General features: G+C 34.9%; 20 protein-coding genes. 7 read left to right on the top strand and 13 right to left on the bottom strand.

Going from position 1 to position 25,764, the window contains the following annotated elements; all coding sequences use genetic code 11:
* Window positions 1–87 precede the first annotated feature (87 nt).
* Window positions 88–2,427 carry a TonB-dependent siderophore receptor gene (locus J2W48_RS18820; RefSeq protein WP_310283320.1) on the top strand — a complete coding sequence of 780 codons (2,340 nt, stop codon included), beginning with the start codon at window positions 88–90 and terminating at the stop codon, window positions 2,425–2,427.
* 174 nt (window positions 2,428–2,601) lie between these two features.
* Here J2W48_RS18820 and J2W48_RS18815 read toward each other — a convergent pair whose 3' ends face one another.
* The 8 genes from J2W48_RS18815 to J2W48_RS18780 all read right to left on the bottom strand — a co-directional run bounded on the left by J2W48_RS18815 (window position 2,602) and on the right by J2W48_RS18780 (window position 13,679).
* Window positions 2,602–3,987, bottom strand: coding sequence for an AMP-binding protein (locus J2W48_RS18815; RefSeq protein WP_310283317.1), 1,386 nt, complete (start codon window positions 3,985–3,987; stop codon window positions 2,602–2,604).
* 12 nt (window positions 3,988–3,999) lie between these two features.
* Window positions 4,000–4,242, bottom strand: a complete 243-nt coding sequence (locus J2W48_RS18810) for an acyl carrier protein (protein WP_310283315.1) — start codon at window positions 4,240–4,242, stop codon at window positions 4,000–4,002.
* A gap of 203 nt (window positions 4,243–4,445) precedes the next feature.
* On the bottom strand, window positions 4,446–5,852 hold the full coding sequence (locus J2W48_RS18805; RefSeq protein ID WP_310283313.1) for an MATE family efflux transporter: 1,407 nt from the start codon (window positions 5,850–5,852) through the stop codon (window positions 4,446–4,448).
* Window positions 5,849–7,681, bottom strand: coding sequence for an IucA/IucC family protein (locus tag J2W48_RS18800; RefSeq protein WP_310283311.1), 1,833 nt, complete (start codon window positions 7,679–7,681; stop codon window positions 5,849–5,851). Before J2W48_RS18800 ends, J2W48_RS18805 begins: the two co-directional genes overlap by 4 nt.
* A gap of 20 nt (window positions 7,682–7,701) precedes the next feature.
* Entirely contained in the window at window positions 7,702–9,054 is a 1,353-nt protein-coding gene (locus J2W48_RS18795) for a lysine N(6)-hydroxylase/L-ornithine N(5)-oxygenase family protein (RefSeq protein WP_310283309.1), read from the bottom strand.
* A 17-nt stretch (window positions 9,055–9,071) separates the two neighbouring features.
* Complete coding sequence (locus J2W48_RS18790; protein WP_310283308.1) at window positions 9,072–11,513, bottom strand: GNAT family N-acetyltransferase; 2,442 nt, start codon at window positions 11,511–11,513, stop codon at window positions 9,072–9,074.
* A complete protein-coding gene (locus tag J2W48_RS18785; RefSeq protein WP_310283306.1) occupies window positions 11,491–13,014 on the bottom strand; it encodes a pyridoxal phosphate-dependent decarboxylase family protein in 1,524 nt (507 codons plus the stop codon). Before J2W48_RS18785 ends, J2W48_RS18790 begins: the two co-directional genes overlap by 23 nt.
* A 32-nt stretch (window positions 13,015–13,046) precedes the next feature.
* A complete protein-coding gene (locus tag J2W48_RS18780) occupies window positions 13,047–13,679 on the bottom strand; it encodes a nitroreductase family protein (RefSeq protein ID WP_310283305.1) in 633 nt (210 codons plus the stop codon).
* 267 nt (window positions 13,680–13,946) lie between these two features.
* On the opposite strand from J2W48_RS18780, the gene J2W48_RS18775 reads away from it, so the two are divergent.
* On the top strand, window positions 13,947–15,074 hold the full coding sequence (locus J2W48_RS18775; RefSeq protein ID WP_310283303.1) for a Fe(II)-2OG oxygenase family protein: 1,128 nt from the start codon (window positions 13,947–13,949) through the stop codon (window positions 15,072–15,074).
* A 344-nt stretch (window positions 15,075–15,418) separates the two neighbouring features.
* Here J2W48_RS18775 and J2W48_RS18770 read toward each other — a convergent pair whose 3' ends face one another.
* The 3 genes from J2W48_RS18770 to J2W48_RS18760 form a co-directional block, all read right to left on the bottom strand.
* Window positions 15,419–16,000: a porin family protein gene (locus J2W48_RS18770; protein ID WP_310283302.1), complete on the bottom strand. Its 582-nt coding sequence runs from the start codon at window positions 15,998–16,000 to the stop codon at window positions 15,419–15,421.
* A 34-nt stretch (window positions 16,001–16,034) separates the two neighbouring features.
* Entirely contained in the window at window positions 16,035–16,811 is a 777-nt protein-coding gene (locus tag J2W48_RS18765; RefSeq protein ID WP_310283300.1) for a membrane metalloprotease, read from the bottom strand.
* Window positions 16,812–16,900: 89 nt separating this feature from the next.
* Window positions 16,901–17,944, bottom strand: a complete 1,044-nt coding sequence (locus J2W48_RS18760; RefSeq protein ID WP_310283298.1) for a hypothetical protein — start codon at window positions 17,942–17,944, stop codon at window positions 16,901–16,903.
* Between the two features lie 260 nt (window positions 17,945–18,204).
* Here J2W48_RS18760 and J2W48_RS18755 point away from each other — a divergent pair, with 260 nt between their 5' ends.
* The 5 genes from J2W48_RS18755 to J2W48_RS18735 all read left to right on the top strand — a co-directional run bounded on the left by J2W48_RS18755 (window position 18,205) and on the right by J2W48_RS18735 (window position 23,483).
* A complete protein-coding gene (locus J2W48_RS18755; protein WP_310283296.1) occupies window positions 18,205–18,720 on the top strand; it encodes an RNA polymerase sigma factor in 516 nt (171 codons plus the stop codon).
* Between the two features lie 60 nt (window positions 18,721–18,780).
* Window positions 18,781–19,695, top strand: coding sequence for a FecR family protein (locus J2W48_RS18750; RefSeq protein ID WP_310283294.1), 915 nt, complete (start codon window positions 18,781–18,783; stop codon window positions 19,693–19,695).
* Entirely contained in the window at window positions 19,682–22,219 is a 2,538-nt protein-coding gene (locus tag J2W48_RS18745) for a TonB-dependent receptor (protein ID WP_310283293.1), read from the top strand. The genes J2W48_RS18750 and J2W48_RS18745 overlap by 14 nt, the downstream gene beginning before the upstream one ends.
* A gap of 545 nt (window positions 22,220–22,764) precedes the next feature.
* Complete coding sequence (locus J2W48_RS18740; RefSeq protein ID WP_310283291.1) at window positions 22,765–23,205, top strand: CBS domain-containing protein; 441 nt, start codon at window positions 22,765–22,767, stop codon at window positions 23,203–23,205.
* A 92-nt stretch (window positions 23,206–23,297) separates the two neighbouring features.
* A complete protein-coding gene (locus J2W48_RS18735; RefSeq protein ID WP_310283289.1) occupies window positions 23,298–23,483 on the top strand; it encodes a membrane or secreted protein in 186 nt (61 codons plus the stop codon).
* Here the strand turns inward: J2W48_RS18735 and J2W48_RS18730 are convergent.
* Both J2W48_RS18730 and nqrF read right to left on the bottom strand, forming a co-directional pair.
* Entirely contained in the window at window positions 23,480–24,487 is a 1,008-nt protein-coding gene (locus tag J2W48_RS18730) for an FAD:protein FMN transferase (RefSeq protein ID WP_310283286.1), read from the bottom strand. The genes J2W48_RS18735 and J2W48_RS18730 overlap by 4 nt on opposite strands.
* Before the next feature lie 9 nt (window positions 24,488–24,496).
* Window positions 24,497–25,759 carry an NADH:ubiquinone reductase (Na(+)-transporting) subunit F gene (gene nqrF, locus J2W48_RS18725; RefSeq protein WP_310283284.1) on the bottom strand — a complete coding sequence of 421 codons (1,263 nt, stop codon included), beginning with the start codon at window positions 25,757–25,759 and terminating at the stop codon, window positions 24,497–24,499.
* Between the last annotated feature and the right edge of the window lie 5 nt (window positions 25,760–25,764).

The raw sequence follows: 25,764 nt of genomic DNA, 5'->3' as shown, positions 1-25,764 counted from the left end.
AAACTTGTTAAACAATTATTAATTTATATTTTTGCACTGTTTTTATTTAGAATAAATAAAAATTAATACTAACCAAAATATGAATCAATGAAATACCTTAATTTAAAAATACCTGGTTTTTTAGCTATTATTGCTTTTTTACTTTTTGCCCTGAGTTCTTTTGCACAGCAAAATCATGGAAAGATTAAAGGCCGGATCACAACTTCTGACGGAAAATCCGCATCAGATGTAAATATTATACTTAAAAATTCAAAATATGGCACCATTACAAATGAAGAAGGGAATTTTGAACTTAACCGCGTAAGAGAAAATATTTATACTTTACAAATTTCACTTTCAGGTTATGAAACTTCAGAAAAGGAAGTTACCGTAGAAGATAACAAAACTACGATTGTTAACCTGCAGTTGAAGGTTTCGAACAAAGAATTACAGGAGGTTGTAATTAGTACCAAAAAAAGTTTACTGTCTAAAAAAACAGAAACTGTAGCGAGAATGCCTCTTAAAAACATAGAAAATCCGCAAGTTTATAATGTAATACATAAAGAACTTTTACAGGAACAAATTGTAATTGATGCTGCGGGTGCTGTAAGAAATGCGCCTGGAGTTGTGCCGCTTAATTATCCTTCTGGTGGATTTGCAGTTATTTTTAGAGGTTTTACAGTGGGTATTAACTCTCGAAACGGAATGGAAACCCTTTCAGGAAGATCAACTGTTGGTATTGCCAATGTGGAGCGGATAGAAATATTAAAAGGCCCTTCCGGGACTTTATTTGGATCAACATCATCATCTTTTGGAGGAGTTGTAAATCTGGTTACTAAAAAACCTTTTGAGGGAACAGCGACTGAAGTTTCCTATACAGCCGGAAGTTTTGGTTTAAACCGGCTTACGGTTGATATAAATACCCCATTGACTAAAGATAACAATGTACTTTTCAGACTTAATGCAGCAGTCAATAATGAAAAAAGTTTTTTAGATTATGGTTTTAATAAGACACTGTCTTTTACTCCAAGTATCACTTTTAAAGCAAGTGAGAAACTAACTTTCAATGTGGATGCTGAGTTGTTTAAGGTGAACAGTACAAAACCTTTATTCCCGACGGTTCCAGCTGCATCAGGAATTACAAACCCCGGAGATATAAAATTAGATTATAAAAAGTCATTGGTGCATAGTGATGCCGATGCAAAATCTTCAGCATCAAAAGCATTCGTTCAGGGTGAATATCAAATATCTGATTATTGGAAATCGACTACTTTGTTTTCTTACGTAAATGAAGAAGTAGCTTATAGTTATCAGGTTTTACCAACCTGGACTTCGCCTACTACAGCTACTATACGCGCAACGCTTTTTGGACCTATTTCAAGTAATTATACCAATATTCAGGAAAATATTAATGGTGAGTTTTCAACAGGAATTTTAAAACATAAGATATTGGCAGGTATTAATTACAGATATTATACAGATACATTTTCATCTACACCAACTCCTGCGACTCCGTTTAGGACAATTGACGTAACAACTAATTTTAATCCAATAAGAAGAAACGAAATTGATGACGTATTGTTGGCGCCGGTTATAAGAGCCGGAAGAGATGAACACACTTTTAGCGGGTATGCATCTTATGTATTGGGTGTTGCAGACAGATTGTATGCGATGGCAAGTTTACGTTTAGATAATTTTGACCGAAAAGAAAGCGGTACAACACCTGGTTATAGCCAAAATTCGTTATCTCCAAAATTAGGAATAGTATACCAAATTGTTAAAGATCAGGTTTCTATATTCGGAAATTACATGAACGGATTCCAGAATTTAGCCCCGGTTACACAACCCGGAGGTGAGCAGTTGATATTAGATCCGCTTTATGCAAATCAATATGAAGGAGGTATAAAAGCGGAGTTGTTTAATAAAAAATTAAGTGCTACAGTTAGTTATTACAATATTACTAATGATAATGCTGTAATAAGACAGGCAGATTTAGTATACCAACAAGAAGGAAAACAGGTGAGTAAAGGAGTAGAATTTGAATTTCTTGCTAATCCGCTACCAGGTTTAGATATTATAGCAGGATATGCTTATAATGATAATCGGATCGTAAAAACAAGTGAGGCCAACAAAGCTATCGAAGGCAATAAAACACAAGATGCCCCTGAAGATGTGGTAAACTTTTGGGCTTCTTATAAATTTCAAAATGTTTTAAAAGGTCTTGGTATTGGTGTTGGAGCTAATTATGTAGATAAAAGCTATATGTCTACTGCTAATACTTTTTATATTCCGTCGTATACTATTTATAACCAAACTTTATTCTACGAGCAGTCAAACTGGAGAGTGGGAGTTAAGCTGAATAACTTTACCAATAAAAAATACTGGAGTTCATGGGGTGCACCTCAGGCCCCGGCAAATTTCCTGGTAAATTTAACATTCAGGTTCTAAAATTTACTTCAATTAAAATTATAAAATCACCTCTATACTTAAATAGGGGTGATTTTTTTTAATAATTCTGGTATTCAGTTTACAGTATTCAGTCGCAGTATTCAAAAAAATACTTAGACTGAAAACCGAGACTGAATACTGAAAACTGCGACTATAAAACTGTGACTAAAAAAACTAAGCGTAATTCATTTCAAGAGATTCTTTTATCAACGGATAATTCACTTTTCCGTTTGCTGTTAATGGTACATCAGTCTTATGGATTATTTTTATCGAACTGGCATGCAAATGCAATTTTGTTTTTAAGGCTTGCACAATCATTTCTTTGTTTAAATTATGATCTGTATATAAAACAGCCAAATGTTTGTCATTCAGATCCAGACAAATAAAGGTTTTTCCTCCGAGGCTATCTTTTAGCAGGAGTTCGATTTCATCTAAATTAATTCGAGTACCAAATAACTTCACGATTCGTTTTAATCTTCCGGTGATATAATAATAACCTTCAACATCTCTTCGTGCCTGATCTCCGGTATGCAGTTTTTCTTCCTGATGATAAAATTGTAAATCAGCTCTTCTTTCTGCATAACCGCCAAAAATATTTGGACCGTAATAAACTAATTCTGAGGTTTCCTCTTCGATCTCAAAACGACCATTTTGAACAGGGAGCCCAATCGAAGCTCTTTTTCTCAATAAGTCTTCAGGAGGTAAAAAAGCCATTCGTCCGCTTGCTTCAGTCTGACCATATTGCGCAAAGAATTTTTTGCCATATCGTTCTGTGTATTCTGAAATTACTTCGATTAATTTATGATTGATTATTCCGCCTCCATGCGTAAAATATCGCAATGACGGATAATCTTTTTTAAAAAAGCCAATACTGTAAAGCATTTCATAAAAGTAAGGCACCCCACCAAGGGTAGAATAACCATAATTTTTTAAATCGTGCCAAAACTCTTTTTTAAAAACATCTTTGTCTGTACAGATAATTTGATGTGCTTTTATGCAATTGGTATTAAAAATGGACATTCCGTAAACAGAATTTATCGGAACATTAAGCGGTACAACATCATCATTTTTAACAGGCAGATATTCCAGAATTGATCTGGCATTTTCAACAAGGTTTTTATCAGACAGCCGCACAAATTTAGGAGACCCTGTTGTTCCGGAAGTGCTCATTAAAAGCTTAACCTTTGGGTGTATGGGATAGATTGAATTTTCAATACGTTTAAACAGTTGTATGGTATCTGAGGCATCAACAATACTGTATCCGTCAATTTTACTTCTGGACGGATCATAAATATAATATGGTGTATAATTTTCTTCTAAGTTTTTCTTGAATTCAGCATTTATCCCTAATCCTAATAATGCAATTGTAAACCGGCTTTGATAAAAATTTAAAAAAGTTTCAACTGCCGGCAACTGATTGTCGTTGTAAATAAATGCAACAGAACGCAGGTTCTCAATTTCCAGCGATTGATGCATTTCTTTTATAGATTTAGAAAATCCGGTTGTAGAATCTGTAAAGATTAAATTTTCATTTTTTGAGATTAAATCATATAATTCCATAGTCTCTGGTTTCTAATTAATTTCAAATCCGTATTTCTTCAGTGCAATTTTTATTTTTGCTACGCTGTTCATCTCCAGAATATCTTCCATTTCTATAGTGATGTTATAAGTGCTTTCCAGTTCTTCGACCAAAACCAAATGGCTCATAGAGTCCCATTCGGCAATAGCCTGATATTCTAATTGGTCGTTTACTTCTTCAACAGGAATTTCAAAAGCTCTTGCAAATACTCCGTGTAATTGTTCTATTGTATTCATTTTTTCTATTTTTTAAATTGATATTTTTTAAACTTTGGCAACTAATTTTAACACATAGGAGAAACATAGATTTTCTTTCTAAAAAAAGGACTTATCAAGAATATATTTCTTCGCATAGCTGCTATGGATACTTTTTCTAAGTTTTTAAAGCTATGTCTATGTGTTTATTTAAATCTTAGCATCTCACTAAATATGATATTATATTAAACTTTGGTATGTTTCCATTTTCCTTTTCGAAAGACAATTATACAGGCTACAGCCAATACAATTTCTGACAGAAGGATGGCTGTAAAAACACCATTTGATCCCAGTTCAAAAGAAATTCCTAAGGCATAGGCGAGAGGAATCTGAACGATGTAAAACATTAAAATATAAAGCCAGGTTACCACTTTGACTTCGCCCGCTGCGTTAAGTGCCCTTGAAATCACCATTGTATATCCCAGAAGAATATAAGCCATAGAAATAAAATGGATGTATCTTGTACTAAAAGAGATAACTTCAGGAATATCAGTAAAAATTTCTACAACAGGAGTGGCGAGGAAAATCCAGCAAATACCAACAAAAACAAGAAATCCCATGTTTAGCATTCCTGCTCTCCAAACTGATTTTTCTGCTCTTTCCGGTTGTCTGGCGCCAAGGTTTTGTCCGGTTAATATTCCGGCTGCATTGCCAAGACCCCAAGCTGGCATTGTGGCTATAGAAGTTACTCTTTGTGCCAGAATATATCCTGCTAATGCATTGGGGCCAAAATGTGACATAATTTTAATCATAAATACCCAGCTTGAAGCAGGAATAATAAATTGAACCGTACCTCCAAAAGCCAATTTCAGCACTCTTTTAAAAATAGCCAGGTTAAATGCTAACTGCGCCAGTCCTATTTTCATGACCGTTATGCCTCTTACCAGATACCAGGCCTGATATAATACCCCGATAACTCTGGCAATTATGGTTGCTAAACCAACTCCTAATAAACCATAAGCTGGTATTGGTCCCCAGCCAAAAATAAATATGGGACACAAAACAATGTTTATGGCATTCGAAAGCCAAAGTATTCTCATAGCAGTCGAAGCATCTCCGGCCCCGCGAAATATTCCGTTTATTACTATTCGAAGAATTAAAAATCCGCTTGACGCAAACATGACGATTCCGTACGAAGTTCCTTCCTGAACCATGGCAGCAGAAAGCCCCATTGCGCTCATAATGTTGGTTGCCCATATTGCACAAACTACACTTATTAGTATTGCAATTGGGGTTGTTACGTAAATAACCTGCATAGCGGTTTGCCCGGCGGCTTTAAATTTTTTCTCTCCAATTCGTCTGGAAATCATGGCAGATGCAGCAATACCAAGACCTATTGAAACCGAATAACAAAACGTAATAAAAGTAGTTGTAGCTCCAGCAATAGAAATGGCATTTGTACCTAATCTACTCACAAAAAAAAGGTTTGAACAGACAAATAAAGATTCCATCAGCAACTCGGCCACCATTGGCACAGACAACAAAATGATCGTTTTGTTGATACTGCCAGAAGTGAAATTACTTTCGCTTCCGGCAAGGGAACGCCTTAGAAGACCAAAGAAAGAGCGTGTTTTAAAAATGGCTTCTTTCATGAGTTTTCTTTGACTATTAATGATTCTGCATGGATCAGTTGATAAAGCGGATTCGGAATAAAGCCACTTTTTTTCATGTGCGGAAAACCAGCTGTTTCTTCATAACCATTATGTAAACGTCTACTATTGAAAATAAGACGTTTAAATTCAGGAATTAATAAATTGTATTTATCAAACATATCCTGCAGTTCCGGATGTTCTTCCTGAAATTCTGAAATAACATCGTGAACGCAATTCCAAAAAGAAACTTCAGAATAATTTACTGTCGTTATTAATACATCACTCAGATATCTGAAAAAAGCATCAAAAACGGCAATTAATAATACTAAAGGGGCATTTTCAGGGTTTGGCGAAGCATTAAACATATTGTCAATGAATTCCTGAGGGAGTTTTTTCTTTCCTTCTTCATTAATTAAAATATCGCCCACAAAATCCTGCAAAGCAATACGAGTTGGAACGTAATCTTTTAGAATAAGAATTACATTTTGCCCGTGCGGATCAATGCATAAAGAATGTTGGTAATAAATTTGAAGAACAGGTTTAAGATACGCTCTCATATAGGCTTTTAACCATTGCTCTGTAGAAAGTCCTGATTTTTTGATAAGTTCTTCTACAAGGCTTTTACCATGATCATCTACATAAAGCAATGCCGCCATTGTCATCAGGTTTTCTCCGTATTTTAGAAAATTGATCGGGCTTTCGCGCCACATTGCCCCTAAATATTCATTGTATTGATAAGGAGGATTTTCAATCTTGCTATAACCCGGATGTGTATAAGTAACCGAAACCATTTCACCTAAAAGCACAACGCCCATTTTTTGTAAATGAGGATCTTTTTTAAGTATATCTTTAATATATTCAGTAAGTTTTGGCGCAATCGATAATTGTTTTGGACACAAACCTCTAATGTGACTTGTGTTTAATATAGACATTGATGTTTTTACATAATGCTTATCGGGTTTGCTCTGGTTAAAAAAGGTACGAATACTTTGTTGCGGACTGTAAATATCTTCTGTTAGTTCTAACGGAATAAGATGTTTAGACGCAATATCATGAGAAAACTGCATGACCAGTTTATTCTGCCATTGCCATAGATGCACGGGAATAAAAATATAATCGTCCGGATTTACTTTTAACTGCGTTAACTTGTTTCTAAAAGCAGCTATTTTTTCAGGACCTATTTCATCTTCATAAAAAGTCTGCTCATTCATATCAGATTGAAGGCGTAAAGTCGCTCTGTTTTTATGAGCCGCAATCCAGAGCAATCGTGTTTGTTGACCAGATTCAGGGGTGTAATTTTCATAATCATCTGAGTCAAAACCTATTCGGCCTTTATTTACAATCACCCACGGATGACCATCCAGACTGTGTTCTATGGCTTGAAAATCAGCATCGGCTAATTTTGCTGCAGACAAACGACGTTTAGAATGTATAAAGGCATCAGCATATAAAGTATGCAGCAATTCCTCGACATAATGGGAGAGGGTAAAAGAGTTGATACCAAAAGTTTCCTGAAGTTCTATAAAGAAATTGGGAACATCAATATGATCTGATTTTACTTCGTCTTCAATTTTATGAATGCTTTCTTTGACAATATGCCAGTAATTCAAAAATCGTGGATAGGCAGAAAAACTATAGTAAATATTCTCTTTGTCGGTTTCCAGAATAAAATGGGTCAAACCATTATCTTCTTTGCTTGTTATTTGTGGTTTTGCCAAATCTTCCCGCATCAATTCTGCGATGCTTTTAGCCAGTAGGTTTCGATTTACCTGATTCCAGACTGATGTATTGAGATGCTGTGCGTTGAATGTATTTTCCGGGGTTATCATCGTATTGAATTTATTAAGGTCTAATTATTTAATTGCTCGTTTACTAATTCCATAACACTTGCTGGCGAAAATTCCGGTGTCGTCTTTTGTATACCAAATTGTTGAAAAGCAATTCGTTTCTCGACCTTATAAACTTCACGATTAGCAAGCTGATTAATGATGCACGAGTTTCTGTAAGCGCCCATTCCTAAATCCGGAGTCGAAAGGCCATGAGTATGGAGTTCTGCGTTCTGAACAAAAATATCAGTACCCTTTTTATCAATCGTGTAATTGCGGTGCACATTAAATAAACCATTCTCTAAGCGATTGATCTTTGCTTCAATTCCTGAGAGAATAGTGGGTTCTTTGTATTTATAACCTGTTGCCAGAATGATATAATCGCTTTGATCCTTAAATGGTTGTTCCAATTCTGTGTGAACGAAATCCATGGTATAAGAACCGTCAGTTTCTTCATTAACAGAGGTAAGGCGCATATTCGAACGCAATTCTACATTTAGAGGCTTATCGTCTAAACTCATTTCGTACAAACTATCAAATATTTCATTGATTAATTCCTGATCAATACCTTTATAAAGTCCGTGTTGTCGGTCTAGAAGCTGTTTTCGTTTTTCAGGAGACAAACTATGAAAATGATCAACGTATTCCGGAGAAGTTAATTCCAGCGTTAGTTTTGATTTATTGTCAAGCGGAAAAAAGTGAGAGGAGCGGGTAAACCATTTCAGTTGCAATCCGTTTTCGGTTGCGGGTAAAAGGTCACGAAAAACCTCTGCAGCACTTTGTCCGGAACCTATTACAGTTACCGATGCGTTTTGAGGAATACGGGATTTGAAATATAAATATTTTGAAGCATGAATAACATTTGGTAACTCTTCCGGATCAATAAATTCAGGAATATGTGGAGAAGTTCCAGTACCCAAAACTATTTTGTGGGCATAATAAGTAGCTGTTATGCAAGTCTGAGTATTGATCACCATGATTTTGTAAACACCGTCTACATGATTTATAGCTACTACTTTATGTGAGAATTTGCAATTGTGCAATTGTGCTGCGACCCATTTGCAATATTCATTATACTCCCTTCTGTAAATAAAGAAGTTCTCACGAATGTAAAATTTATACAAACGCCCGCTTTCTTTGATATAATTTAAAAAACTATACTTGTTTGTTGGATCGGCCATGGTGACCAAATCTCCTAAAAACGGAACCTGAAGCGTTGCATTATTCAACATAAGGCCCGGATGCCAGTCAAAGCCTTCCGACTGATCAAAAAATAAAGCTGATAGTTCCTCAACCGGTTCTATAAGAGCTGCAAGGCCAAGATTAAAAGGACCAATTCCGATCCCGATTAACGAATATATTTTTTCTGTATTCATTGTAGTATTTTTATGGATTAAACTTGAGGGGCTGAAACAGTATTGTTTTTAAAATCTTTGGCAGCAGGAAATTTCTCCCAATACCATTCTCTATAGCAAAAGTTCAGATTGGCTTTTTTGTGCGGCATTTCGATTACTTTTTCGATTTTAAAACCTACATGAGCCTTATTGATCATTGCAGCGAGAGAATCTACAGAACCTTCGCCAACCATTTTACCAACTTTTGGCTCTGCCAATACAAAATCCATCATAGATTGCGTTGCAGGCGAACCATATTTTAGTTTAGGATCAATTGGTGCTATAAATTGATGAGTTCCGTAATCTGAAGGCAGCGCATCATAATATTCACCAACGATGTCGCGGCTTACCCAATACACTTCAATATTAAAAGTAGGAACACCATTAGCCTCTCCGATAAAACTGTGTGAATGATCTCCCGGAAGCAACATTCGATAATAAGCTTCTAATTCGCGAATTGGCCAATTCATCTGCCATATTTTTAGTGCATGTTCACGATGAAACCATTCATGAAGTATCTCCAGATCTTTATCAAGATCAACCGGACGCAACGTTATGGTTACATTTTCTTTCTCAAAAAAACGACTGAAAACGGCATTATTCGCTTTTGGATTAATTAACTTTTTGGAGAAAAAGTGTTTGTTTAACGGATTAGGATAGGTTTTGTAAACCGCAGGATTCGTTCTTGGTGCACTGGCTTCATCCATATTGTTTAAACTGGTCAGCAGATTTCCTTTTACCATCAGTTTGACACTATTAGTAAAATGAGAAACCAAGCCTGTGGTGTCTGACTGTTCCTCTTTTTTAAAGGCTTCATAAATAAGGTTCAGAAGCGTGCTCTCCTCAGCAAGTTTATTTTTTCCTAAAATATTTACTACTCCAAACAAGTGGTTGATCAATAAGTAATACCCCCATAGATTAATAATTTTAGTTTCTGCAATAAAAGATCTGCTTTCTTTACCAAAATCGGGAATCAAGCGTTCCAGTTCCCCTACTATTCCCTGACGGAAAAAATAACCCTGGTTGTCTCTGAAATAGAGCTTTGACGGAAAAAGATTTTCATCAAATTCAACAAGTATATTCTGCTGATGAAATTCGGCTCCAAATCCGTATTTATTGAAAATACCAATCAAAGGAGTCAGGCTAATATTCAGATATTGTTTAAACCATGAAAGGGCAGTATCGGTTATAGATGTATCTTGTTTTTTGGCAGCTTTATTGATAAGATTGAGGATTCGTGGCGATTCGCCCAAAAAGCCGTCCTGACAAAGAGAAGCTACCATAGTTACATTTTTGTTTTTACCAGCCCCGTGAAAAAGATTCTGGCGTACGCTTGTGCTGAAACCATCAATAATTTTATCTTCATAAATTACGGCAATAAAAGCAGGATCTGTAATAAGCTGTATCTGGGGATAATCTTTCCGGATACCTTTTCCCCAATCGGTTTTCATGAGCTGTGCAGCATCATAACCACGATTTAATTCATGCAGGTAATTGACACGAAAAGAATTGGTGATTTTAACATGCAAAGAAAATTTATACATCCATTCACTTTCATCATTATAAACTGTACGAACAGATGATGTGGCTGTATAAGAAGGTCCAAATTGCCCTAAACTGAAGAGAAGTTGCCTGGATTGCATTTCTTTCACTTCCTTTTGGCCTAATAAATAATTGGCTTCCCACGGATGCGTTGGAACTACCTTGTATTGCCTATAAAATTCTAATAATTCTTTGGTCTGCTTATTTGCATATTTAGAAATCTCCTCTCTCAGATAATCTGTCATCAGGTAATCTTCGGCGCTTTTCTCTATTACATTTTCAGGATGTACCAGAAAAAAGTGTAAAGCAAATTTACCTCCGGTTTCAGGAGAATATTGAAGCAACTCCGCTTTAGAGAAACCTTCCCTGCTTTTGGGCAGTGGATGAACCGTATGTCCTAAAATTAGGGATTGTTCTGACTCAATAAATGTTTGTTCAGGATTGTTAGCATTCTGATCGCTGTTTTTATAATGTTCAAGATATAAAGCCAGATTGTCAATACTGTTTTCCATACGTTTTTGCGTGGGAAATCCATCTATTTCCGAATAGTCAGTTTTTGCATAAATACTAACAAGTTCAATAAACTCCATTGGGTTAATCTCCCTGATTTCATCTGAAGCAATATTTCTTGACACAACCGGAAAGCTGAAAGAATGAACACCACTTTCAGAGAAGTAAGTCAAAGGTGTAAAAACTTCCTGACCAATGATGGTAAAATCAAATCTTAGAAAAGAGCTATGATCAATAGCCTGCATAAAATCAGCCAGCGTGTGGTCGTATTTCGGTACACCTTCGTAACGGCTCCAATTACTGAATTCCCTACAATAGCAATTAAGCAGGGATTTGAAGTTTACCTGCTCTGCCAACTGGCGAAAATTAGTTAAGTCTTTGGTATTCATTTCCATTTTTTTTGATGAGGTTAAGGATGTTTTTGATATCATTTAGGGTTGTCAAAGGATTGAAAATGGTAAACTTCAGATAGAATTCCCCGTTTACTTTGGTACTGGCTACTAAAACTTCCCCGCTAAAAAAGAGTTTTTCCTTGATGTACTGATTGACTTCGCAAGAGTTAGATTCAGCCGGTCCATTAAGATATCTGAACACGAGGACGCCTATATCTGAACGGCATAAAAGTTCAAAGTTTTCATCAGATTCCAGATGTTCTGCTGTCTTTTGAGTAGTTTCTATGATGGTATCCGTAAACTGCCCTAGTTTTTCTTTGCCCATATAACGAAGTGTACACCAAAGTTTCAGCGCATCAAAACGGCGCGTACTCTGTATAATCGACTTGTTGATTTGTGCCGGAAGTGCATCGTAATTCTGCTCTTTGGGATTTAAATAATCAGCGTGGTGCTTAATAATATTAAGATGAAGTTTGTTTTTTACAATAAAAGCGCTGCTGCTTATGGGCTGGAAGAATGATTTATGGTAATCAATTGTTACAGAATCTGCCAGCTCTATTCCGTTTAAAAGATGTCTGTGTTTCTCTGTCAATAATAATCCGCAACCGTATGCAGCATCAACATGAAGCCATAAATTATGACGACCGGCAATATCAGCAATCGCTCTCAGCGGATCAATATTTCCAAAATCTGTAGTTCCTGCAGTAGCAGTAATCGCTATGGGAATATTGCCTTTTTCTATTTCCTGAGCGATTGCTTTTTCCAGTTTTTCGGGATCCATGCGATATCTGTGATCAACCCCTACATGTACGATGGCTTGTTCCCCAAGACCTAAAATCCAGGCATTTTTATGATTGCTGAAATGTGCTTTGTCAGAAACAAAAATTCTGAATTTAGAAGCATCCTCAGGAAGGCCCTCAAGTTTGATATTCCATTTCTGGTATTCTAAAGAATAATAATCCCGTGCCAAAAGCAGCCCCATTAAATTGCTTTGAGAACCTCCTGCGGTAAAAATCCCGTCCCCTTTTGTGTATCCAATCTGTTCACTTGTCCAATCGATAAGTTTTCGTTCCATGAAAGTTCCGCCGGCACTTTGGTCATAAGTATCCTGAGAAGAATTAATGGCACTTATCAGGACTTCTGCTGCCAATGCAGGTATTACAACTGGGCAATTTAAGTGTGCGATATATTCGGGAAGGTGATAAGCGGTGGCATGTTTGACATAAAGTTCGTCAATTTCATCAAGCAGGCTTTTATAATCGGGCAGGGGCAACGAGAAATCTACTTCTTCAACTTTGGCCCTAATCTCTTCCGGTCTTATTCCGCTAAATGGTTTTTGATTGTTTTTCAGGAAATTTGAAACCCGTTCCTGTGCAGATTTAACGGCATAGGCATATTCTGTACCAGAATTCTCATGAAAAATATCTTTATAAAAACCGCGGTCTGGCAAAAGTGTTTTATCCATAGACACTTCAGTATTGGTCAATGTGTTATTCATAATTGATAATTATTTAGGGATTAGTTATAATTTTATTTGAGATAAATTACTTTTTTTGAAAGGGGTGTTCTCTTTTTTCGGGACACTTTTAAATCATCAGGATAATAACCCAGATAGAGCAGCCCTAATGATTTTTCATTTTCGGCCAGGCCGAACTGTGCCACATATTCAACAGCTGCTCCTTTAGAACTCCAATAACTGCCTATATTATACGCGGTACAGGTTAGGGATATGTTTTGGACAGCTGAGGAAACTCCGGCAATCTCTTCCCATTCCGGTAGATTGATTTTTGTGTTCCTCACCATTATAACACCAATGAGGCAGGCTGCGTTGAGAGGATAACTCTCAAGATAACTGAGTTTCTCTTTTAAAGCCTCAGCAGATAATTCACTATAGAAATCCTTGTAATAATTAGCCATGAACTGCCCGTATTCTTGAAGATATTTACCGCTGAAAACCATGAACCGCCATGGCTCTGTCATTTTATGGTTTGGGGCCCATGTTGCATTTAACAAAATATCGTCAAGAATTTTAACTGGAATTTCTTGCTTTATAAATTCAAAGGCATAAATGCTTCGTCTTGAACGGATTATTTCAGATATCAATTTTCCTTTATCAGGAATATCTGATTCCTTTGCTTTAATGGGGTTAATCATATTATTCATATTTTTTTTAAATTTTTCAGGAAAAAGTGTTTTTATTTAGACTTAATAAAATATATTTGTAAGTAATTTTTATTTAGAATAAATAAAAACAATAAGAACAAATGTAGAAATTAATATCAATAAAAAAAATTAAACACAATAATTTTATACGAATGTCCGTACACCTCTTTTTTTAACCAAGAATTATAACAAGTGTATTGTGCTGATTATAAATATTTATGTGTTTTAATTTCCCCAATTTTTAATAACTAAAAAAGCATTGAAAAAATGAAATCACAATCCATAACTGCAGAGGCTCACGCTGCAAAAGAAAATTTCAATTATGAAATTCCTACAAAGCCTTTAATTGTTGAGATTACCCCTCAGGAGAGAAATATTTTATCCAATGTCGGTGGTCTTCTGGTAAAAGCGTTTGACCATTATGAGAATCCTGACTATATTGCGGCTCTTCATCTTTATGCTTTTCAATTACTCCCCGAAAGAATCAGCAGAATCTTAAGCCAGTTTGGGACTGATTTTTCAGCTGGTCAGTATGGGGCAATAGTGTTTCAGGGACTTTTGGAAGTAGATCAGGAAGATTTGGGACCGACACCTTCAAATTGGCAGAGAGCAGATTATAGAAAATTAAATAAATATGGATTTATTTGCTCTCTTCTTCATGGAGCAGTGCCTTCAAAACCCGTGCAATATTATGCTCAGCGAAAAGGAGGAGGGCTTCTGCATGCGGTGATCCCAGATGAAAAAATGGCAGCGACGCAAACCGGCTCTGGATCGAAAACCGATTTATATGTTCATACCGAAGATGCTTTTTTACTTAACCAGGCTGATTTTTTGAGTTTTCTGTATTTAAGAAACGAAGAAAGGGTGCCTTCTACTTTATACTCTATCCGCTCACATGGGAAGGTAAATGAGACCATGGAAAAATTGTTTAATCCAATTTATCAATGTCCGAAAGACGCTAATTATGACGATAAACAAGTAGTTTCTGGACCTACAGCTTCTGTTTTGTACGGAAATAAAGAACTTCCTTTTATACGTTTTGATGCTGCTGAACAAATATTCAACGAAAATGCCGGACAGACACCGGAAGCCCTTTATAATTTGACTGAATTTTGGAATGAGGCTAAGACACTAATAAATAGTGAATATATTCCGAATTCCGGTGATGTCATTTTCGTCAATAATCATTTGTGCGCGCATGGACGAAGCGCATTTGTTGCCGGGCAACGCGAAGAGAATGGTAAAATTGTAAAATGCGAACGCCGTCAGATGCTTAGAATGATGAGTAAAACCAGTTTAATCCATATGAGATCTGTAACCCAGACAAACAATCCGTATTTTGTTATGGAAGAGCATTTAGGAGAAATCTTTGATTTGGATAGTCTTAGGGATTAAATTTATAAGAACTGCAATTCTTCACTTTAATTTTAATATGCATTCATTTATTGATCTCAGAAATAGTTTATAACTATGTATTTTAGTGCATTTTGCTATAGTTTCTAGAAAATATCAGCCACAAATTTTCACGAATTAATTAGTGCTGATTCGTGTAATTTGTGGCTAATAAATAGTGGTGCAACCTTGCAGGCTTTCAGTCTGTCAGCCAAATCTATGGACTGAAACCCCATAGGTTTAGTTTAATATTAAATTTCTTAAAGCAGTATAAAATATAATAACCAGTTGGAGGTAATTTGTTTTTAATGATACCAACATCTGATACCTTTAGTGTAATATCAACTTTATAAATCAAAACCTATAGAAAATTGCCAAACTCTGTTTTGTGCTCTCCCTTCGTCATATAAATCCCCTAAACCTAAGTGGTAACGTACTCCTAAACTTATACCGGAATTTGTTTTGAATCCTCCGCCAAAGTTAAACCCCCAATCAAAACTATTAGGGTCATATTTTTGTGAAGTATTAAAAAGGCCATCATATTCTTCTTTATGTGAAACTGCCAGCCCAATTTGCGGACCTGCTTCCAAAAAGAAATTTTTAGAAGGATAGGCTTTAAGCATTAATGGTAAGTTTATGTAATCTAACTTTTGCGTAAAAGTTCCGCTGTTATTTGTTATTTTATATCCTTGTTGAGAATATAGTAATTCAGGTTGGATAGAAAAGCTTTCGCTAATAAATGACTCGCCATACACTCCTATATGAAAACCATGTCGTTGTCCAGTTTCTCCATCTCCGTCAAAACTTACAGCTGCTAAATTATAACCTCCTTTTATTCCACCGTTCGATTTGGGAATAGTGTTATCCTGTGCATTTATTGTTGTTATTGCACCAAAGAATAAAGCTGTTATTAAAAATTTTGTTTTCATCTGTTTTATATTATAATTGTATTTAATTAAATTTTTATTTTCCTCCATTGGCACGAAGGTCCGCAATACATTGCGCATCTAATTGTGGTGCTGTACCACCTGAAACCATATTAGAAATACCTCCGCCTGTTTCTGAAGACCAATACATTAAACATGTCTTTTCAACACAGTGTTTTGGATGTTCTGTATCTTCATGATTGCTTTGCAGGGCTGTCCCAAGGTTAGTTAATCCTAATATATGCCCAAATTCATGGGTAATTACTGTTGTCTCCAATAAACTTCTGCCGGGCTCAAACGGGCTGTCACTTAATCCCTGAATAGTTTGCTCAAAAATAACAAAAGAAGTATTTCTGTAAGCCGTTCCAAGAATAACAGATGTTCCGGTATCCTTTGAAGATTTCCCATCTGCAAAAAATGCCCAAACTGCTATTTCATCAGAATTGTTATATTTTGTACGGTTAGCATCTTCAATACTTACAATCTCCTCATTTGTATAAGATAAATTTCCTGGAGATGGTATAGAACGTTTTATAACATTAATACCGTTTGGTTTGTATGTTCTGGCTGTAAGAAAATTTACCAAATTATTAATTGCGGTACTGCTTGGTTCAAAACCGGCTACATACACCACTTCAATAACCATACGCTTAAACTTTCTATCAGATAATAAATCGTTAGAAGAACTTCCTGTTTGCTGTTTATTGGTATTAGGATTTACTGCAACTAAGTTATCTGTGCGATCATCTTCTTTTGAACAGGATGCTATTGAGATAAACAAACAGATGGTCAGTAGAGTAATTGCTTTTTTCATTATTATCTTTATTTATTAAGTTTATTTATATAAGAACAGCTGTGTTTTTTCAGGCAGCTGTTCTTAATAAATGACTAACTTAAATCCAGTTATATTTGTTTCAACACTAACGTTACAGCAGCATTAGTCTTACTTTGCAATGTGATGGTTGTAGTTGTAAAATTGGTTATTTTCCAAGTATTATTTAATAATGTAAACGAAGCATGACCTGAAAAATTTAGTTTTAGAAAAACATCTAATTCCGAACTTACGGCATAAGTTCCATTCACAGTTGTATTCAATAGATCCACAGCTTTTATAGATAAATTATTTGCAAAATCTATCGTAAAATCTTTATAGTCATTTGCAGAATTAACTCCAGTGTTTATAAATGAATCTACTTTAAATTTTCCTTTAACTAAAATCGTTTCTAGTTTTTTTCCGTTTTGAACCGCTGTGGTCATCGCTTCTTCTGTCTTTAAAGATGCATTGATCGCGGTTTGTAATTCAGCATCACTGGAAACTGTTATTTTGGTTCCATCCGCAATTGTCACTGAAATTGGGTATTTTACTGAATATAATTCCGTAGCACTTACATTAGACATATACGTATATAGTTGTTGTTCAGATGTGATGACAACACTTCCGGTTTGTTCTAAACTTAAATTATACGTTAAAATTGTAATTGGGAAGGTAATATTTACTGAAGAAATAGCATCCTGACCTGAAGTTTCTGCTGATGTGCAGGCATCAAGAATCGCATTATACTCAGTTTGATTATTAACATCAACCTCTGTGTAGTTACTTAATTTAACTTTTAAAGGAAATTGTAATATAACAGTATCCTGATCATCGTTAAATTCCCCAAAAATAGAAATAACCTGTTGGTAATCTGCCTGGCTTAGAATAGAAACCTGAACGCCATTTACTTTAGCAGTAACTGGTAACAAAATTGAAGAACATGATGCTCCATCCAGGAAATCATCAAATGAACCATCGTACATCGAAGTACGTTTCAGATTATTTGTTGTAGTCGAATTTGCTGAATTTGTATTTGAATTTTCTTCTTTTACGTCATCAATTTCACTTTGGCATGATGTAAAACCTATTATAGCCATCAATGCGATTCCTGTAACAATTTTTAATTTTTTCATAATTTTCAAATTTAATGTATTTTTATATTGACAAGCGATGTTTTTACCGCCATTCTGTTAGTAAGACAACCATGCTTATTTTTACCCTATATAAATTTTAAAAAAAAATATAATTTTTTATAAATAAATACATAAAACCTTAATAATCAATAATGTATTGGTTGGTGTGTTTTTCAAAAAAAAAGCAATTATAATTAACGTAACTGCCTTTTCAAAAAATAATTTACATTTACAACCTACAAAAAATGAATTAATACTCAATGGACGACGAAAAAAGTACACTTTGCGAAGAAAATCACTTTAAAGACTTTTACTTAAAACACGTGCAATCAGCAACTAATTTTGCTTATTATAAATGTGGCGATGATCAGGCTGCCTTAGATTTGGTACAAGATGCATTTACCAAAATTTGGGAGAATTGTTCTAAAATTGACTTTAGTAAAGTCAAAACGTATTTGTTTACCAGTATTAATAATTTATTTCTAAATACGGTAAAACATCAAAAAGTGGTATTAAGGTATGGTAAAGATGCGCCTAACTTAGATACAAATAATCAAAGTCCTGAATATTTATTTGAAGAAGAAGAATTCAGACTTAAACTCACACAAGCTATTGCATCATTAAGTGAGGTACAGCGCGAAGTATTTTTATTGAATCGAATAGATGGAAAAAAATATAGGGAAATAGCAGAGTTACTTGATATTTCTCAAAAAACCGTAGAAAAAAGAATGTCTGGTGCCCTGCAATTATTAAGAGCCCAAATAGAAAATATATAAGTAGTCATTTAGTATAGGGTAATTTAAAAGTTAGTTGTCTTATAAACATACAGATGTAAAATGGAAAAAGAAAAAGAGATATTAAAATGGTTAAATAATGAGCTTTCAGGCAAAGAAATTGAAGATTTAAAACAATCTGAAGATTTGCAAACGCTTGAAAAGATTGCTTATTATGCATCGCAATTGGAAACTCCAAAAGTAGATGCCCATTCTGCTTTGGAAGCTTTTAAAGAAAGAAACCATTCTAAAAAGGAACCAAAAGTCAGAACGTTAAACTTCAGGGCATTTTATAGAGTTGCTGCAGTTTTGGTTATTATGTTAACCTCTGCATATTTTTTGTTTTTTAACAACACCAAATCTTTTGAAACCCAAATAGCGCAAACAAAAACAGTAATGCTTCCTGATAATTCGGAAGTGATATTAAACTCGGCTTCAAAATTAAGTTTTAACGACAAAAAATGGGCTGATAAAAGAGCTTTAACTTTAGAAGGAGAAGCTTTTTTTAAAGTTCAGAAAGGGCAGACTTTTAATGTAAATACAACTGCGGGAGTTGTTACCGTTTTAGGGACACAATTTAACGTAAAAGAGCGCAAAAACTATTTTGAAGTGAATTGTTACGAAGGATTAGTAAGCGTGACGTATAATAATGCTACTATTAAATTACCTCCCGGAAAAACATTCCGGGTTATAAATGGCATTATCGAAAATATTGAAGATTTTAATGCCCAAAATCCTTCGTGGATTCAAAAAGAATCAAGTTTTAATAAGATCCCGTTAGATCAGGTTATTGCAGAACTGGAGCGTCAATATGATATAGAAATTAAAGTTGAGGATGTGGATACTTCAAAACTGTTTACGGGAAGTTTTACACATACTGACAAAAAAATAGCGCTTCAGGCGGTTACAATTCCGCTTAAATTAAGTTACAGGATTCAAGGCAAAACCATTATATTTTACAATTATGGTGTTAAATAAATGGCTGGTTTATTTGCTGCTTTGCATTGGAGGTATTTGTTATGGACAAAATATCCCTGAAAAAGTTCATTTAACCGAGGTAATTATTTCCATCGAAAAACAATTCAATATTAAATTTTCGTATGCCGTTGAAGATGTAGCCAACATTGCAATTGAAAAACCAAATGTTTCCTTCACGTTACAAGAAACGATAGATTATCTAAACTCGAAAACGCTTTTGAATTTTAAAGCTTTAGACGATCGGTATGTTACTGTTTCAGTGCTAAACAAAACTATATCCGTTTGTGGAATTGTTTTTTCCGATGAAAAAAAATCTCGTTTAACTGGCGCCTCAGTAGTTGTAAATAACATCGGAAAAAGCACAATAACCGATAAAAACGGTGCATTTAGCCTCCAAAATATTCCAATAAATGCAACGTTAACCATTTCCTATTTGGGTTTTGAATCCAGGCAGTTTTCTGCTAACGAATTGTTTTCAGCGCAAAATCATTGCAAGGAAATAGTGCTTTCCACAAAAAATGAAGAGTTAAATCAGGTCCTGATAAATGTCTATTTAACGCCCGGTTTGCAAAAATACCTGGATGGAAGCACCGTTTTAAATACTAAAAAATTCGGAATTCTTCCCGGCATGACAGAACCAGATATTATGCAATCCATACAAGTGCTTCCCGGTGTTGAAAGTACCAATGAAAGTATTGCCAATATCAACGTTCGCGGTGGGACCAACGATCAGAATTTAGTGCTTTGGGATAATATTAAAATGTATCATTCCGGTCATTTTTTCGGGTTAATATCTGCTTACAATCCTAATCTTACCAGCAAAGTTATCGTTAGTAAAAACGGGACAAGTGCTGAGTACAGTGATGGTGTTTCCAGTACGATCAACATGTATACGAAAGATCTGGTTACCAATATCTTTTCTGGTGGTGCTGGAATTAACTCCATTAGTGCCGATGCTTTTTTAGAAATTCCAATAACTAAAAAAATAGAATTGCATATTTCAGGACGCCGTTCTATTACTGATTTGTTTAAATCTCCTACATACACTAAATACTTTGATCGTAGTTTTCAGGACACTGAAATCAATGCGGATAGTGATCAGAATAATACCTCTTCTGATTTTTACTTTTATGATTATACCGCTAAATTACTTTTCGATTTGAATGAAAAACATCAATTCAGAGCGAATATTATTGGTATTAATAACGCTTTGGATTATTCAGAAAGCCACATTACAAATTCAAACGAAACCCAATCTAAAACCAGTAGTTTATCCCAGAAAAACATTGGTTACGGCGGGAATTGGAAAGCACAATGGAATCCAAAATTAAGTTCAAACTTCATCACTTACTTTTCCAGATATAATATTGGTGCTATAGATTACAGAGTGGAAACTGATCAGCGCTTAACCCAGGCTAATGAAGTACTGGACACTGGAGTTAAACTCAATACCTATTACAAAACTAATGACAACTTAAATTTCTTATTTGGGTATCAATTCAATGAAACGGGGATGTTAAATCAAACTGTTGTTAGTGCTCCGTTTTACTCCAGTACTAAAAAAGATGTTTTATTGAATCACGCCTTATTTTCTGAGGTTGAATACAATAAAAATTCTACCTATTTGAGAGTTGGATTGCGTTTGAATTATTTTCAAAAATTCGAAAAGCTTTTGGTTGAGCCAAGAATAAACATTCGACAAAAATTATCAGATCAATTTGCTTTAAAATTAGAAGGGGAATTTAAAAATCAATCTACTACTCAAATCGTGGATTTTGAAGATGATTTTTTAGGTGTCGAAAAAAGGCGTTGGGTTTTAGTAACAGATAAAGACATCCCAATTGCAACAAGTAAACAAGGCTCTTTTGGTGTAGAATTCAATAAAAATAAACTGAATATTGAGGCTACAGGTTTTTATAAAATTGTTGACGGCATTACAGCTTCTAATCAGGGTTTTTACAACAATTTTCAGTTTAATAACGCAAATGGAAGTTACACGGCCAGGGGTTTTGAATTTTTAGCCAATAAAACAGCGCGCCAATACAGTGTTTGGGCAAGTTACACATTTAGTATAAATGACTATGAATTTGATGCTTTTACACCTTCAACTTTTCCTAACAATGTAGATATTAGACACTCTGTATCACTTGGTTTTTATTATGACATCCTTAAAAATCTAAAAATTGCTGTTGGTGGTATCTGGAGAAATGGCCAGCCCTATACAAAACCAATTGAAGGTAATGAAACCATTCAAAACGGAAATTATATCATGGTGAATTATGACTCCCCAAACAGCGAAAATCTGGATAATTTCATCCGTTTAGACGCTTCTTTAAATTATAATTTTAATTTATCGGAGTCTGTTAAAGCTTCGATTACTGCGGGTGTAATTAATGCTGCCAATCGAAATAATATTATCAACAGGTATTACAAAGTCAATCCAAATGACCCGGATGCTGTTATTCAGGTAGACAACAAATCACTTGGTCTGACACCAAATATAAGTTTTAGGGTGAATTTTTAATATTTTCATCCTGAAAAGGGTAGTCAATTTGAAAAACAGCCGGTAATTTCAATATCCTCTTTTAGAATTACACACAATAGAAAAGTTTACACCTTAAAATTCTGGAATATCAACAGCATAATTGTATTGGAATGAGCAAAGAAAAGAGTTGCATAAAGCCCACTCTAATGCAAAATTGCTGAATATTGAGGATCAAAGCAACTTAAGGTAAACAGCTATTTTGGAACTAACTAACCACCATCAAATCAGGTTTAATCATAGCCAAAAAGTTACTTGAAGCAGACCTTATATAGAAACTGATTCTTGTTCAAATTTTTCCTTTGTTGATTCTGTCGTAGCTGTTATAGTTGAAACTTTTTTGGATGAATCAGGAATCTTAAAGATTTATAAGGTGTTGTATATCAGTAATTTTTTTAAAAAAATTAGAACAAATTATGATAGATATTAATATATGTGACAGGAACAAAATTTAAAATATAATTGAAGTTTTTGTTCCTTTATCGTGTATTTTTCATTAAATTTATTATCAATTAAATATATCTGTTATGACTGTAAATCAAATATTAGACGTAAAAGGAAAAGAAGTCCATTCGATACTTTCTACTATTACAGTATATGAAGCATTGAGAATAATGGGAGAAAAAAATATTGGGGCTCTTTTAATAATAGAAAATAATGTTTTAAAAGGGATTCTGTCTGAGAGGGATTATGCCCGAAAAATTGCTTTAAAAAACAAAGCTTCAAGAGATACTTTCGTGCATGAAATCATGGATAGAGATGTGATTACTGTAAAGCCGACGGATAATTTAGATCATTGTATGGATTTGATTACCACTAAAAGAATCAGGCATTTACCAGTTTTGTCTGATGACCAAGTTGTGGGTATTGTCTCCATTGGTGATGTGGTAATGGCAATAATCGATATTCAAAAAAATACCATTGATCATTTGGATTCCTATATCACCGGCACTAAGAAATTAGATTAATTGACCCTGAATAATAAATGAAGTTTATAAAATCCAGAAAAAAACAGGAATGTCAACAACATTGTGAAACTTTTCAATAACGATATTTAATTATGGAAACGATCATTCTTTCAATTGTTCTTTTAGCTTTTGCCATTGCGGGGATTGCCATTAAAATAGTAGTGAAAAAAGATGGAAGGTTTTCCGGTACTTGCAGCAGTAATAATCCATTAATGCAAAACGAGGAGGGAACCTGCGGTATTTGTGGGGCAAAGCCTGAGGAGAAATGTAAATCTTAGTGCAGTTCCTTTATCCACTTTTTTAAACTTTCAGAGGCATATGTTTTCCAGTTTCCTTTTTCATCGTAAATAAAATATACTTCCAGTTTTAAGTCTTTGTTGTCTTCTAAAAACTGAATCGACTTTTTCAATCCCATTACCATAAAAGCAGTAGCATAAGCGTCTGCAGTAATGCCGTCATCTGCAATTACCGTGGCACTTAATAAATTTTGTTTGGCGGGGTAGCCGGTTTTTGGGTTGATGATATGAGAAAATTTTTGGCCGTTTTCTTCATAAAATTTTCGATAATTTCCAGAAGTAGCCAGTGCTTTATTGTTTAAATTTATTACAGCTTCAAGTTTTCTTTGAGATGTTGCTTTTTCATCGGGTTTATCAATGCCAACTTTCCAATTTTCATTTTCTTTTTTTCCTTTGGCTTTAAGCTCTCCACCTAGTTCAACCAAGTAATTGTTTATTCCTTTGTTTTCAAGATAATTGGCCAAAATATCTACTGAATATCCCTGTGCAATGGCATTAAAATCAATTTTTATCCCTGGTTTCGCTTTTATTATTTTGTTTCCCTCAAGTTTCAACATTTTGTAGCCCACAAAATGAAGCAAACTATCAATTGTGGTGCTATCCGGAGCAGCTTTTTTACTAAAGCCAAATCCCCAGGAATTGACCAAGGGACCAACTGTTACATCAAAAAGACCATCGGTTTTTTCTGAAACTTCAAGTGATTTATGAAACACATCCATAAAATATTGATCGACCACAACACTGTTGTCGTTATTGTTTATTCTTGAAATAATTGAACCGGGAAGCCAGGTTGACATGGATACGTCTATCTCTTTTAACAGTGAATCAATGGCTGTTTTGTGATTGATTCCGTCATCAGATATATAAGAAATGTGGTAGCTGGTTCCCTGCGCATTTCCTTCGATCTTAATTAAAGATTTTTTATTGGAGTTACAGCCTGTAAGGAAAATAATGGATGCAAGAATAGGGAATAGGAATTTCGTCATAATTGTTTTTTATCCTCCAAAATCATCAAAAGCAATATTTTCAGGCGGGACACCAAGTTCGTCAAGCATTTTAAAAACAGCAGTGTTCATCATAGGTGGACCGCAAATGTAGTATTCAACATCCTCTGGTGCTTCATGATGCTTCAGATAATTTTCATACAGCACATTATGAATGAAACCTGTATGACCTGTCCAGTTGTCTTCAGGGAGCGGTTCTGAGAGCGCAATATTGTATTGAAAATTTGGAAATTCCTTTTCGATGTCCCGGAAATGATCGGTATAAAAAACTTCCTTTAATGATCTTCCTCCGTACCAGAAAGTAACTTTTCTATCCCTTTCTTTTTGGGTATGAAAAATATGAAATAGATGGGAACGCAACGGTGCCATTCCCGCACCGCCACCAATGTAAATCATTTCTTTTTTTGTAGGCTTGATATGGAAGTCGCCAAATGGCCCTGCTATATTCACTTTGTCGCCTGGCTTTAAGGCAAATACATAAGAGGAACAAATCCCCGGATTTACCTTCATAAATCCACCAGATTTCCTGTCGAATGGGGGAGTGGCAAGACGGATATTCAGCATAATAATGTTTCCTTCGGCGGGGTGATTGGCCATGGAGTAAGCGCGGAAAATGGGTTCAGGATTTTTCATTTTCAGATCCCATATTTTAAACTTATCATAATCTTCCTTAAATCGATCATCAATTTTATAAAGATCTTTAAAATCAATTTCACAAACAGGTGTATCTAACTGAATATAACAACCCGACTCAAATTCCAGAAATTCATTTTCGGGTAATTTTACGATTAATTCCTTAATGTAGGTAGCCACATTGTCATTTGAAACAACTTCGCATTCCCATTTTTTAATTCCCAGTATTTTTTGAGGAATGGTTATTTCCATATCCTGTTTCACTTTTACCTGACAGCCCAATCGCCAGTTTGATTGCTGTTGTTTTCTGTTAAAGTAAGGGGTTTCTGTGGGTAAAATACTGCCGCCACCAGATAATACCTGACATTTGCACATGGCGCAGGTTCCGCCGCCGCCGCACGCCGATGGTAAAAATATTTTTTTATCAGCCAGGGTGGTCAGCAGAGTTGAACCAGCTTCAGTTTCAAGCACTTCTTTTCCGTTAATGATTATTTTGACTAATCCGGAAGGAGTTAGTTTTGATTTTGCATACAGGATAATATACACCAGTACCAAATTGAATCCTAAGAAAACAATTATGCTGCTAATAACTGTTGTACTATTTATACTTAAAATTATCATTTCTT

Origin of the sequence: Flavobacterium piscis, assembly GCF_031457575.1 — a bacterium.
Classification (GTDB): domain Bacteria; phylum Bacteroidota; class Bacteroidia; order Flavobacteriales; family Flavobacteriaceae; genus Flavobacterium; species Flavobacterium piscis_A.
Note: the sequence above shows the minus strand (reverse complement) of the source record. Positions and strands in the feature narration are given on the sequence as shown.